Genomic DNA, 13,205 nt, shown 5'->3' with positions numbered 1-13,205 from the left:
CGAATGAGTGAAGTGATGCGCACGACCGCCTCGGACGCCATCAAGAGCGAATATGGGGCGGCGACCCAGGGGCGTTTCAAACGCCTCTGGACCGCCAATGCCCCAGGCTATCTCTTTCTCTTGCCGTGGCTGATCGGCTTTTTCGGGCTGACGCTCGGACCGGCCGTCATCTCGCTCTACCTCTCGTTCACGGATTTCGACATGATCCAGTCGGCCGAGTGGGTGGGAGCAGCAAACTACGTGCGCATCGCAACCGCCGACCCGAAATTTGCAGCGGCGATGAAGGTCACCCTGACTTATGTCGTGTTGTCAGTGCCCTTCAAGCTCACCTTCGCGCTGCTGGTCGCGATGGCGCTCAATAAAGGCGTTCGCGGCCTGCCGCTCTACCGCGCGATCTTCTACCTGCCGTCGCTGCTCGGCGGCAGCGTGGCGATTGCTGTCCTCTGGCGACAGCTCTTTGCCGGCGACGGTCTGGTCAATGCCGCGCTTGCGCATTTCGGGATCGAAGGCCCGAGCTGGATCTCTCACCCGAGCTACTCGATCTACACGCTGGTCGCGCTCAGCGTCTGGCAGTTCGGCTCGCCGATGATCATCTTCCTCGCCGGCCTGCGCCAGATTCCGACCGACATGTATGAGGCCGCCAGCCTCGATGGCGCATCCAAATTCCGGCAGTTCTACAAGATCACCCTGCCGCTATTGACGCCGGTGATCTTCTTCAACGCCGTCGTCCAGACGATCGACGCCTTCAAGGCCTTCACACCGGCCTTCATCATATCCGGCGGAACGGGCGGGCCGATCAACTCGACGCTGTTCTACACGCTTTATCTCTATCAGGAGGCTTTCGGAAACTTCCGCATGGGCTACGCTTCGGCGCTTGCCTGGATCCTCGTGCTGATCATCGCGATCTTCACGGCCTTCTCCTTCCTGACCTCGCGTTACTGGGTGCACTACGATGACTAACGGGATCACCACCGCCGTCACGGCGCCGCCATCCGACATCACCAAGCGCAGCCTTCCGGCGTCGCTTGCGATCCATACGCTGCTGATCTTAGGCTCGCTGCTGATGCTCTATCCGCTGCTGTGGATGGTGTCCGCCTCGGTTCGCCCGGAAAACGAGATCTTCTCGTCGACCTCGCTCATTCCGTCGTCGATTGACTTCTCCCCCTACCTGCGTGGTTGGACGGGGCTCGACATCACCTTCGGGCGCTTTTTCTGGAATTCGCTCGTCATTTCGGTCCTGACGGTCATCGGCAATGTCGTTGCCTGTTCGCTGGCAGCCTATGCCTTTGCGCGCCTGCACTTTGCTGGCCGGAACTTCTGGTTCGCGATCATGCTCGGCACGCTGATGATCCCATACCACGTGACGCTGATACCGCAGTATGTGCTGTTTCTCAATCTCGGCTGGGTGAACACCATCCTGCCGCTCGTGGTGCCGAAGTTCCTGGCAAGCGACGCCTTCTTCATTTTCCTGATGGTGCAGTTCTTCCGCGGCATTCCGCGCGAACTCGATGAAGCGGCGATGATGGACGGCTGCAGCGCCTGGCGCATCTACTGGAAGATCATGCTGCCGCTGTCGCTGCCGGTCCTGGCGACCGCCGCGATCTTCTCCTTCATCTGGACCTGGGACGATTTCTTCGGTCCGCTAATCTACCTCAATGACATGAACACCTACACGATCCAGCTCGGCCTGCGCACCTTCGTCGACTCGACCAGTGCATCGGACTGGGGCGGATTGTTCGCCATGTCGACGCTGACGCTGGTGCCGGTGTTCTTGTTCTTCCTATTCTTCCAGCGTCTGCTGATCGAAGGCATCGCCACGACAGGCATGAAGCGCTGATGCAGCTACGGGTACAGGTCATATGAGTATCAAGAGAGTTGCGATCGTGGGTTGCGGCATCGGCCGCTCCCACATCGTTGAAGGCTACGTGCCGCATCCCGACAAGTTCAAGGTCGTAGCGATCTGCGACCTGAACGAGGAGCGCCTGCGCGAGATCGGCGATGAGTTCGACATCGCCAAGCGCACGACCTCGTTTGCCGATGTGCTTGGCGACGAGAGCGTCGATATCGTCGACATCTGCACGCCGCCCGGCATCCACCTCGAGCAAGTGGTGGCGGCGCTGGCAGCCGGCAAGCACGTCATCTGCGAGAAGCCGCTGACCGGCTCGCTCTCGGGCGTCGACACGATCATGGAAGCGGAAAAGACGGCCAAAGGCACGCTGATGCCGATCTTCCAATATCGCTATGGCGACGGCATCGAGAAGGCGAAACGGATCATCGACGCCGGCATCGCCGGCAAGCCCTACATGGGCTCGGTCGAAACCTTCTGGCTGCGCACGCCCGAATACTATTCGGTTCCATGGCGCGGAAAATGGGCGACCGAGCTTGGTGGCGTGCTGGTGACCCACGCGTTGCACCTGCACGATATGCTGCTGCATCTGATGGGGCCGGTCTCGAAGGTGTTCGGCCGCGTTGCGACCCGCGTCAACGACATCGAGGTGGAGGACTGCGCCTCGGCGAGCCTGCTGATGAAGAACGGCGCCTTCGTGTCGCTCTCCTGCACGCTGGGCTCGCAGGAGCAGATCAGTCGCTTGCGGCTGCACTTTGAGAACGTGACCTTCGAGAGCAATCACGAGCCCTACTCGCCGGGTAGGGACCCTTGGAAGATCATCGTCCAGAATGATGATGTGCAGGCGCGCATCGACGCCGTCATCGGCAACTGGCAGCCGGTCGCACCGCGCTTCACCACGCAGATGGAGCATTTTCATACCTATCTCAGCGGCAACGGACCGCTGCCGGTGACGACCCAGGATGCGCGCCGCGCACTGGAACTCGTCACTGCGATCTATCAATCGTCCGATACCGGCCGCGAAGTCAGCCTGCCGATCGGATCGGACAGCCCCAAGTACGCCGACTGGCGTGCCCGCACGAAATAACGGACCAGGGAGGATCCTGAGATCATGGCAACAAGCGTCGTTCTCCAGAAAGTCGAGAAGCGCTACGGCGCCCTGGACGTCATCCACGGCATCGACCTGAAGATCGATCCCGGTGAGTTCGCGGTCTTCGTCGGCCCCTCCGGCTGCGGTAAGTCCACGCTGCTGCGCATGATAGCCGGGCTTGAAGAAATCACCGGCGGCGCGCTTCTGCTCGACAACGAGCGAATGAACGAGGTGGCGCCGGCCAAGCGCGGCATCGCGATGGTATTCCAATCCTATGCGCTTTATCCGCATATGTCGGTCTACAAGAATCTTGCCTTCGGGCTTGAGACGGCCGGCTACAAGAAGACCGAGATCCAGCCAAAGGTGAAACGCGCGGCTGAAATCCTCCAGATCGAGAAACTACTGGAACGCAAGCCGAAGGCGCTTTCCGGTGGCCAACGCCAGCGCGTGGCGATCGGCCGCGCGATCGTGCGCGAGCCGCGCATCTTCCTGTTCGACGAGCCACTTTCCAACCTCGACGCGGAATTGCGCGTGCAGATGCGCGTAGAGATTTCCCGTCTGCACCGCAGTCTCGGCAATACGATGATCTACGTCACCCACGACCAGGTGGAGGCCATGACCATGGCCGACAAGATCGTCGTGCTGAACGCAGGCCGCATCGAGCAGATCGGCGCGCCGCTCGACCTCTACAACAATCCGACCAACCGCTTCGTGGCAGGCTTCATCGGTAGCCCGAAGATGAACTTCCTACAGGCGCGCGTGGAGCAGCCCGGGGAGGCCGAGACGACCATCAACGTCTGCGGCAACTCCGTTCGCCTGCCTCGGCGGCTGAAGGCAGAAGCCGGCCAGAACGTCACCTTCGGCATTCGTCCGGAGCATCTTTCGGTCCTCGAGAACAGCGGCATCACGCTTGCGACCGTGAATATCGACCTCGTTGAAAACCTCGGCGGCGCAACCATGCTCTACGCGAAGACGCCGGACGGCCAGCAGATGACGATCGCGCTCGACGGACAGCAGAAGGTGGAGCGCGGGACGAACGTAAAGGCCTCCTTCGACCCGGCGCGGTGCCACGTCTTCGACGCATCAGGCGCCGCCATCTAGCGCGCTTGACAGCCGATCCCGCTCTGGCCATGATTTCAATAGGATAGGCCACGAAAGGGAAAAGCGTGACGCCTGAAGATCGGATTCATGCGCTCGGCATCTGGCAGGGTCCGATTGAAATTGTGCCGATCGCCGGCGGCATCACCAACCGGAACTATCTCGTGCGGGATCGTGCGGTGCGTCGCGTGGTCCGGCTGGGGGAAGATATCCCCGTTCACCATATCAGCCGCCAGAACGAGCTTGCCGCCAGCCAGGCCGCACATGCAGCGGGGCTTTCGCCGGCTGTTATCCATCATGCGCCGGGCGTGCTTGTTCTCGACTACATCGAGTCGAAGGCGCTTTTGCCTGACGACCTGCGACGCTCAGAGATGTTGGAGCGTGTCATACCGCTGGTGCGCGCCTGCCACCACGATATCGCCCGTGAATTTCGCGGCGCGGCGGCGATCTTCTGGGTCTTTCATGTCATTCGCGATTACATCGCCAATCTGGAAGCAGCCAACAGCCCCTATCGTCAACTTTTCCCGGACCTGCTGGCAAAGGCCGAACGGCTGGAAGCGGCTGGCGGTCCGTTCGAGATCGCCTTCGGTCATAACGACATGCTGGAGGTTACGAACCCAACCCGATACCGTGGGCGAAAGCCGGGATTCCCGAGGGCTTCCACTACACACTGCTCGATAGCAATTTCGAGCATTTCGAGCAGATCATGGAACAGGCTCTCGGACGTGTCCCGGCGCTCGAAAACGTCGGCGTGAAACAGCTGCTGAACGGCCCGGAAAGCTTCACGCCTGACGGCAACTTCATTCTCGGCGAAGCACCGGAGTTGAAGAACTTCTTCGTCGGCGCCGGCTTCAATGCCTTCGGCATCGCGTCCGGCGGTGGCGCCGGCATGGCCCTCGCCGAATGGGTCGCTAACGGCGAACCGCCCTACGATCTCTGGCCGGTCGATATTCGCCGCTTCGGCCGCCCGCATTTCGATACCGATTGGGTGCGCACCCGCACGCTGGAAGCTTACGGCAAGCACTACACATTGGCTTTCCCCCTCGAAGAGTATTCAAGTGGCCGGCCCTGCCGTAAATCGCCGCTCTACGACCGGCTGAAGGCGCAAGGTGCTTGCTTCGGTGAAAAGCTTGGATGGGAGCGGCCCAACTGGTTTGCCGATCTCTTCGCCAACGAGGAGCCGAAGGATATCTACACCTATAGCCGCCAGAACTGGTTCGATGCCGTTGGCCGCGAGCACAAGGCAGTGCGCGAGGCGGCCGTCATCTTCGACCAGACATCGTTTGCCAAATTCGTGCTGAAGGGACGCGATGCCGAGGCGGCTCTGTCGTGGATCGCCTCCAACGATGTGACAAAACCGGTCGGCTCGCTGATCTATACGCAGATGCTGAACGACAAGGGCGGCATTGAGTGCGACCTCACCTGCGCCCGCATGGCCGACGACGAATACTACATCGTCACCGGCACCGGTTTCGCGACGCATGACTTCGATTGGATCGCACGCAATATTCCAGATGGAATGCATGCCGAACTCGTTGACGTCACCTCCGCCTATTCGGTGTTGTCGCTGATGGGACCAAACGCTCGCGCAGTGCTGGAGACGGTCACAAGCAACGACGTTTCCAACACTGCCTTCCCCTTCGGCCGCGTCAAGACCATCGGCATCGCCGGCTGCCCGGTACGGGCGCTGCGCATCACCTATGTCGGCGAGCTCGGCTACGAACTGCATGTGCCGGTCGAATACGCAACAACCGTCTATGACGCGCTGATGGCGGCGGGCGGTCCGTTGCAGCTCATGAATGCCGGCTACCGCGCCATCGAAAGCTGCCGCCTAGAGAAGGGCTATCGCGCCTGGGGCTCCGATATCGGGCCGGATCATACGCCCATCGAGGCCGGGCTTGGCTGGGCGGTGAAGACCAGAAAGACCACATCGTTTCGCGGCCGCGAGGCGATCGAGCGGCAGTTGGCTTCGGGCGTCAAGAAGATGTTTGCATGCTTCGTACCAGAGGACACAGATGTCGTTCTGCTCGGCCGCGAGACCATCTATCGCGACGGCAAGCGTGTCGGCTGGCTATCCAGCGGCGGCTTCGGTTACACGATCGGCAAGCCGATCGGCTACGGCTATGTCCGCAATCCGGAAGGCGTGACCGAAGACTTCGTGCTGTCCGGCCGCTACGAACTTGACGTGGCGCGCGAGCGCGTGCCCTACCGGGCATCGCTCGAGCCCCTCTACGATCCTGAGATGGCCCGCGCAAAGGCGTGACAAGGCAATAGAAGGACGGCCTGAGACTCGAATTGCTGTGCTTGTCACAAGAATCCAGCCGACGCACGTCTGCGAGGCGAAAAGACTCTTTTTGTGCGGTGGGGAGTCTTCTGCTGCGAAGGGATGACGTGCGCCATCAAAACAACGGCAACCTGTTGTCCTGGATCAAGATCTCCAGCTTGTTCGCCACATCCTCCGTCCAGCCGAGGTTGTCGGTCAGCGCAGCCGGGAAAAGGCCCGGCAGCCCGAACAGAGCTTTCGATACAGCGCCCCCATTGCGCGGCACGTCGGCCAGCAGCGCTGCTATCTCGGCGGCGCGCGGGTCGCGCAGTTCGTAGCTTTCACCGTTCCGGTCAGCGCCAAGTGCGTAGCGCATCCAGGCGGCCACCGCGATCGCATAGGTCTCTGCCTTGCCGCCGTCAGCCACAGCTTCGGAGGCGGGTTCGAGAAGGCGCTGGGGCAACTTTTGTGTGCCGTCCATGGCAATCTGGTAGGTGCGGTGGGCGATCGCCTTGTTTGCAAAGCGTGCAATCAGCTCGTCAGCATAGGCCTCAAGAGCGATGCCAGGCACCGGATCCAAGGTTGCGGCAGCGGCGTTCATGTGACGGCGCGCAAGGGCTGCCAGGCCGACATCATCCATGACGTCGCGGATAAATTCATAGCCGCCGATATAGCCGAGATAAGCGAGCAGCGAATGCGCGCCGTTCAACATGCGCAGCTTCATCTTTTCATAAGCGGAGACGTCTTCGACCATCAGAGCGCCGGCCTGCTCCCAATCCGGGCGGCCATTGGCAAAGTGGTCCTCGATCACCCATTGGGTGAAAGGTTCGGTCTCGATCGCTGCCATATCCCGCCTGCCCGTCAGCCTTTCGGCATCGCGATAGGTGGCATCCGTGCTTGCCGGCGTGATGCGATCGACCATAGTCGACGGGAAGGGAACGTTGTCCTCGATCCACTGCCGAAGGTCCGGATCGACTCGTTCGGCGAAGTCGAGCACCAGCCGCTTCAAAACGGCGCCATTGCTTGGTAGGTTATCGCAGCTAAGCGGCGTGAAGGGTGGGATGCCCTTGGCGCGGCGGCGAGAAAGACCTTCGACCAGATAGCCGACGACTCCGCGCGGCGCATGGCGGTCGGCGAGGTCGGCGGCAATGTCGGGATGCTTCAGGTCCAACCCACCGGTGGCGGAATCGAAGCCGTAGGCTTTCTCGGTGACCGTCAAGCTGACGATGCGGATGGCGGGATCCTCAAGCTTGGCGAGCAGATCGCCAGGATTGCGGGTCGCGACATGGGCGCGCAGGATCGGGGCGATGACGTGCGCCGTCGTGCCCGCGGTATCGCGCACGAGCATGGTGTAGAGCCCGCTCTGCTCGTTCAGGTGATCGGCAACGTCGGCTGTGCGCAGGCTCGCCACCTCAATGCCCCAGTCGCCGCCGGCCGCCGCAATCGCGCCATCGGTGAAGGGGGCGAAGTGCGCGCGAAAGAATGCGCCGGGACCGAGATGCAGGATGCCCGGCTTCAACGCATCGCGATCATAGTGGGGAAGCTTGGCTGTCGGCGCGAGGCCGGAAAGGCTCGTCAGTCGTTCGGTCACAGCTTGTATGCCTTCTTCGCGTTTCCATAGGAGAGTTCGCCGGCGACGATTTCTGCTTCCTTTCGGGACATCCGGTGTTCCGTCACGAACTGGGCCAGGAAGCGGCAGACCTCGCGGCGCCAGACATCGTGGCGTGCCGGGATCGACAGAAGCGCGCGTGTGTCGTCGTTGAAGCCGGCCAGATTGGCAAAACCGGCCGTCTCGACCACCTGGTCGAGATAGCGGCGGATGCCGTTCGGGCTGTCGTGGAACCACCAGGGCGGACCGATCATCAGGCACGGCCAATGGCCCGCCATCGGCGCCAGCTCGCGGGCATAGGTCGTCTCGTCGAGCGTGAACAGGAGCACGCGCAGGCTAGGGGCGTGACCATACTTTGCAAGCATCGCAGCGAGCCCGCCGACCCAATCCGTCGGCATCGGGATATCGGCGCCCATGTTCGGGCCGCGGGTCTGGAACAGCTCGCGGTCGGTATTACGACGCGAGCCGGCATGGATCTGCATCGTCATGCCGTCTTCGGCCGAAAGCCCGGCCATTTCGGTCAGCATCTGGCCACGGAAGAGCTCCGCATCCTCAGTGCTCAGCGTGCCCTTGTGCGCCTTGTCGAGCAGCCGCTGCTTATCGGCCAGTGGCAGGTCGGCGGTAAACGCCGCCGGAACGCCGTGGTCTGTGGCGGTTGCGCCGTACTGGCGGAAATAGGCACGGCGTTTGCGGTGAGCCTCGATCAGCCCGTCCCACTTCGTCACGTCGCAATCGGTCAGTTCGCCAAGCCGCACCAGGTTTTCGCGGAAGCCGACGGCATCCGGGTCGGTGACGCCATCCGGGCGGTACGTGGTGCGGACGCGGCCGATCCAGCCGTCTTCCGCCATTTTCTGGTGGTGAACCAGTGGGTCAAGTGCGCCTTCGGTCGTGGCGATCGTCTCGATGCCGAAACGTTTATGCAGGGCGCGCGGACGGAACTCCGGAAGCGCCAGCTGCGCGTTGATGTGGTCGTAGAGCGCATCGGCATTGTCAGGCGTCAGCGGTTCCTCGCAACCAAGCACGGCCGACATCGCGTGATCGACCCACAGGCTGGAGGGCGTGCAGCGGAAGAGATGGTACTGCGCAGCGAAAGCGCGCCAGATGTCACGGCCCTTGGCGACCGGCTTACCGTCGAGGCGCGGTACGCCGAGATCGTCGAGCTTGACGCCAACACTATGCAGCATGCGGAAGAGATAGTGATCCGGAATGACGAGGAGCGAGGATGCATCGTCGAAAGGCTTGTCGTCGGCAAACCACGAGGGTTCTGTATGGCCGTGCGGGCTTACGATCGGCAGCGTCCGGACGGTCTCGTAAAGGTCCCGCGCGATCGTGCGTGTTGTCGGATCGGCCGGAAAGAGCCGGTCCGGATGAAGAAAGCCGTTTCCAACATCCATGAGAATTCCTCCCTGAAGGGTTACCGGCCTACCCCACAACTTGGAACGCGGCAAGGGCTTTTAGTAACTAAACGGTTCACTTCTGAAAATCGCACTTCCCTCTCGAAATGATTGACCGCACGGACTATTTCCGCTTTTCAGGTGCAGATGACATTGGCCGGTTGCGGCAAGGAGGTTCCATGTCCGAAGAGACGAGCCGCATGACGAAACTCGAGGAAATCGTCGCCCATCAGGCAAAGACGATCGAGGAATTGTCCGAGCAGCTGGCCGAGCAATGGAAGGTCATGGAACAGACGCGCGCCAAGCTTGACCGGTTGACGGAACGCTTCCTGTCGCTCGAGGAGCAATCGTTGGAAGCCCCAGCAATTACGCAGCCGCCGCACTACTGAGCAAGCTCCGCCCTTGTTTTCGGCGGCCGGAATACCTATTAAAGGGCGGTGAGGACGACCTCCCCTCTACGGGCATCACCTCGGGACGACCCGAACATTCCCGCCGGGGGTAAATATGCGTAGAGCCGCAGATCGTATCCGTCACGCCATCAGCTTCGAACTCATCGGACTCGCGCTCGTCACGCCGCTCGGCGCGCTCGCCTTCGGCATGCCGATTGCCGATATCGGCGTGGTCGGCGTGGTCGGCGCGACGCTGGCGACGATGTGGAACTATATTTACAATCTCGGCTTCGATCATTCGATGCAGCGTCTGACCGGCAGTACGCGCAAGAGCGTCGGCATCCGCGTGGCGCACGCGGTCATGTTCGAGGTGGGGTTGCTGCTGGCGCTGCTGCCGATGATCGCCTGGTACCTCGGTGTCAGTGTCATTCAGGCCCTGATGATGGACGTGTCGTTCGCGCTTTTCTACATGGTCTACGCCTTGGTCGTCAACTGGGCCTATGACCGTGTCTTCCCGCTGCCGGATTGGCAGCCCGCAGCGCAAGCATCGCAAAGCTAGGCATCACGCAACCGAAGAAAAGGGGACCGCCGCTGCCGGCGATCCCTTGAGTATTGTCTCAAAGCATCTGAGCCAGATGTCGCTCAGACATTGCCCATGCAGAGATATTTCATCTCGAGATAGTCCTCGGCACCGTGACGCGAGCCCTCGCGGCCAAGTCCGGATTGCTTGATGCCACCGAAAGGCGCCGTTTCCGTCGACATCAGACCAGTGTTGATGCCCACCATCCCGTATTCGAGCGCCTCGGCGACGCGCCAGACTTTCTTGAGGTCACCGGCGAAGAAATAGGCGGCGAGACCGAACTCGGTGTCGTTGGCCTGGGCGATGACATCCTCGACCGTATCGAAGCGGAAGAGCGGCGCGACGGGACCGAACGTCTCCTCACGCGCGACCTTCATCTCGCGGGTAACGCCGGTGAGCACGGTCGGCGTGAAGAAGGTGCCGGCACCTTCGACGCGCTTTCCGCCCGTCAGGATCCTGGCCCCCTTCGAGACGGCATCCGCCACATGGCTTTCGACCTTCGCCAGCCCCTGCTCATCAATCAGCGGGCCGATCGTCACGCCTGCCTTGAAGCCGTCACCGACCGCCATCGTCTCGACCTTCGCCGAAAGCTTGGCGGCAAAGGCGTCGTAGACGCCGGACTGGACATAGAGGCGGTTGGCGCAGACGCAGGTCTGGCCCGCATTGCGATACTTCGACGCCAACGCACCCTCGACCGCCGCATCAAGATCGGCATCGTCAAAGACGATGAACGGCGCGTTGCCGCCGAGCTCGAGGCTGATCTTCTTGATCTGATCGGCGCACTGGCGCATCAGAATGCGGCCAACCTCGGTCGATCCGGTGAAGCTGATCTTGCGCACCTTCTCGTTGCCGCAGAGTTCCTTGCCGATCGCCGGGCCGTCCTCGCCGACGATGACGTTGAAGACGCCGGCCGGCATGCCGGCCTGCTCGGCAAGAACTGCAAGTGCCAGTGCCGACAGCGGCGTCTGCTCGGCCGGCTTGGAGACAACCGCGCAGCCGACGGCTAGCGCCGGTGCGATCTTGCGGGTGATCATCGCTGCCGGAAAATTCCAGGGCGTGATCGTGCCGACGACGCCGACGGGCTGCTTGATGACGATCATGCGCTTGTCGTTCGACGGCGCCGGGATCGTTTCGCCATAGATGCGCTTGGCTTCCTCCGCGTACCATTCGACATAGGCGGCGGCGTAAAGAATCTCGCCACGGGCCTCCGCGAAAGGCTTGCCCATTTCAGCGGTGAGGATGGCAGCCAGCTCATCGGCATGGGCGACCATCAGATCGAACCATTTGCGCAGGATCCCGGCGCGTTCCTTGGCAGGGCGCGCGGCCCAGGCCGGCTGCGCGGCATAGGCGGCATCGATCGCTTCCCGCGTTTCGGCGGCACCCATGTCGGGCAGCGAGGCCAGAACCTCACCGGTCGCAGGATTGAGGACATCGAAGGTCTTGCTGGCGCCACCGGCTGTCCAGGTGCCATTGATGTAACCGGCATCGCGCAGGAAGGGCGAGGAGAAGGGTACGTGCTTTGTCAGTGCAGTCGTGAATGCCATGTCATGTAACTCCAGGGCAGAGAGGGTCGGCGCGCCTACTTGCCACTTGCTTCGAGGATCGAGGCTTCCAGAATGTCCAGCGCTTCACCAAAGACACTGTCCTGGATGGTAATCGGGGCAAGGAAGCGGATGACGTTGCCATGGACACCACAGGTCAGCAGGATCAGGCCCTTCTCAAGCGCGGTCAGGCGGACCTTGTTGGCGAATTCGGGGCTCGGCAGCTTCGTCGTTCTGTCGTTGAATTCGACGGCATTCATGAAGCCCGGGCCACGGATATCAACGATCTCAGGCGCCCTCTCGCGCAACGATTCCAGACGCTGCTTCAAGCGGCTACCAAGCTGATTGGCGCGGTTGCAGAGATCTTCGTCCTTGATGACATCGAGAACCGCGTGAGCAGCGGCGACACCAAGCGGATTACCGCCATAGGTGCCGCCAAGGCCGCCCGGTCCCGGCGCATCCATGATGTCGGCGCGGCCGGTGACGGCTGCCAGCGGGAAGCCGCCGGCGAGGCTCTTGGCCATGGTCATCAGGTCGGGTGCGACCTCATGATGATCCATCGCGAACATCTTGCCGGTGCGCGCAAAGCCGGTCTGGACCTCATCGGCGATCAGGAGGATGCCGTGCTGGTCGCAGAGTTCGCGCAGTGCCTTCATGAACGAAACCGGCGCCGCATAGAAGCCACCCTCGCCCTGCACCGGCTCGATGATGATTGCGGCAACGCGTTGCGGATCGACATCGGCGGCAAACAGCTTCTTCAAGGCTGCAAGCGATTGCTCAGGCGTTACGCCATGGAGCTCCACCGGGAACGGCACATGGAAGACATCGCCCGGCATCGCGCCGAAACCGACCTTGTAAGGCACGACCTTGCCGGTGAGAGCCATGCCCATGAAGGTGCGGCCATGAAAGCCGCCCCCGAAGGCGATGACGGCAGAACGGCCGGTCGCCGCCCGCGCGACCTTCACGGCATTCTCGACGGCTTCGGCACCTGTTGTGACGAAGATCGTCTTCTTGGCGAAATCGCCGGGCGTCAGCGCGTTCAGCCGCTCCGCCAGATGCACGTAGCTCTCATAGGGAACGACCTGATGGCAGGTGTGGGTGAAGTGATCGAGCTGATCCTTCACGGCAGCGATCACTCGCGGATGGCGATGGCCGGTATTGAGGACGGCGATGCCGGCCGCGAAGTCGATATAGCGGCGACCTTCCTTATCCCAGATCTCGGCGTTTTCGGCGCGATCGGCATAGATCTGCGTGGTCATTCCGACGCCGCGGGAAATTGCAGCATTCTTCCGGTCTGTAAGGGTGGTCGCGGTCATCGGTGCGCTCCTGCGCTCTGGAATGAATCGAAGCGATCTTGCATAAATTCTGCAAGGTGTATAGAAAATACCTACATTT

10 protein-coding genes and 2 pseudogenes are annotated in these 13,205 nt (G+C 61.7%); 8 read left to right on the top strand and 4 right to left on the bottom strand.

What is annotated here, in order from left to right; translation table 11 throughout:
- Positions 1-3 precede the first annotated feature (3 nt).
- The 6 genes and pseudogenes from LPU83_RS39135 to LPU83_RS39110 all read left to right on the top strand — a co-directional run.
- Positions 4-960 carry a carbohydrate ABC transporter permease gene (locus LPU83_RS39135; RefSeq protein WP_024313375.1) on the top strand — a complete coding sequence of 319 codons (957 nt, stop codon included), beginning with the start codon at positions 4-6 and terminating at the stop codon, positions 958-960.
- Positions 953-1,837, top strand: a complete 885-nt coding sequence (locus LPU83_RS39130; protein WP_024313374.1) for a carbohydrate ABC transporter permease — start codon at positions 953-955, stop codon at positions 1,835-1,837. The genes LPU83_RS39135 and LPU83_RS39130 overlap by 8 nt, the downstream gene beginning before the upstream one ends.
- 22 nt (positions 1,838-1,859) lie before the next feature.
- Positions 1,860-2,933, top strand: coding sequence for a Gfo/Idh/MocA family protein (locus tag LPU83_RS39125; protein ID WP_024313373.1), 1,074 nt, complete (start codon positions 1,860-1,862; stop codon positions 2,931-2,933).
- 24 nt (positions 2,934-2,957) lie between these two features.
- Positions 2,958-4,037 (top strand): ABC transporter ATP-binding protein, encoded by a 1,080-nt coding sequence (locus tag LPU83_RS39120; RefSeq protein ID WP_024313372.1) that lies wholly within the window; start codon positions 2,958-2,960, stop codon positions 4,035-4,037.
- A 65-nt stretch (positions 4,038-4,102) separates the two neighbouring features.
- Positions 4,103-4,639, top strand: a pseudogene (locus LPU83_RS39115) (protein kinase family protein); the annotation flags it as partial.
- A pseudogene (locus tag LPU83_RS39110) lies at positions 4,639-6,297 on the top strand (GcvT family protein); the annotation flags it as partial. The pseudogenes LPU83_RS39115 and LPU83_RS39110, both read left to right, overlap by 1 nt.
- A gap of 136 nt (positions 6,298-6,433) precedes the next feature.
- On the opposite strand, the gene LPU83_RS39105 reads toward LPU83_RS39110, so the two are convergent.
- Both LPU83_RS39105 and uxaC read right to left on the bottom strand, forming a co-directional pair.
- On the bottom strand, positions 6,434-7,888 hold the full coding sequence (locus LPU83_RS39105) for a mannitol dehydrogenase family protein (protein ID WP_024313369.1): 1,455 nt from the start codon (positions 7,886-7,888) through the stop codon (positions 6,434-6,436).
- Positions 7,885-9,300 carry a glucuronate isomerase gene (uxaC, locus tag LPU83_RS39100; RefSeq protein WP_024313368.1) on the bottom strand — a complete coding sequence of 472 codons (1,416 nt, stop codon included), beginning with the start codon at positions 9,298-9,300 and terminating at the stop codon, positions 7,885-7,887. Before uxaC ends, LPU83_RS39105 begins: the two co-directional genes overlap by 4 nt.
- Positions 9,301-9,479: 179 nt before the next feature.
- Here uxaC and LPU83_RS39095 point away from each other — a divergent pair, with 179 nt between their 5' ends.
- Together LPU83_RS39095 and LPU83_RS39090 are read left to right on the top strand one after the other, a co-directional pair.
- On the top strand, positions 9,480-9,689 hold the full coding sequence (locus tag LPU83_RS39095; RefSeq protein ID WP_024313367.1) for a SlyX family protein: 210 nt from the start codon (positions 9,480-9,482) through the stop codon (positions 9,687-9,689).
- 115 nt (positions 9,690-9,804) lie between these two features.
- Positions 9,805-10,248 (top strand): PACE efflux transporter, encoded by a 444-nt coding sequence (locus LPU83_RS39090; RefSeq protein WP_024313366.1) that lies wholly within the window; start codon positions 9,805-9,807, stop codon positions 10,246-10,248.
- A gap of 83 nt (positions 10,249-10,331) precedes the next feature.
- Here LPU83_RS39090 and LPU83_RS39085 read toward each other — a convergent pair whose 3' ends face one another.
- Together LPU83_RS39085 and LPU83_RS39080 are read right to left on the bottom strand one after the other, a co-directional pair.
- Positions 10,332-11,813 carry an NAD-dependent succinate-semialdehyde dehydrogenase gene (locus LPU83_RS39085; protein ID WP_024313365.1) on the bottom strand — a complete coding sequence of 494 codons (1,482 nt, stop codon included), beginning with the start codon at positions 11,811-11,813 and terminating at the stop codon, positions 10,332-10,334.
- 35 nt (positions 11,814-11,848) lie between these two features.
- On the bottom strand, positions 11,849-13,126 hold the full coding sequence (locus tag LPU83_RS39080) for a 4-aminobutyrate--2-oxoglutarate transaminase (protein WP_024313364.1): 1,278 nt from the start codon (positions 13,124-13,126) through the stop codon (positions 11,849-11,851).
- Positions 13,127-13,205: the final 79 nt, after the last annotated feature.

The organism is Rhizobium favelukesii (assembly GCF_000577275.2).
Classification (GTDB): domain Bacteria; phylum Pseudomonadota; class Alphaproteobacteria; order Rhizobiales; family Rhizobiaceae; genus Rhizobium; species Rhizobium favelukesii.
This window is presented reverse-complemented; position numbering and strand designations above follow the sequence as displayed.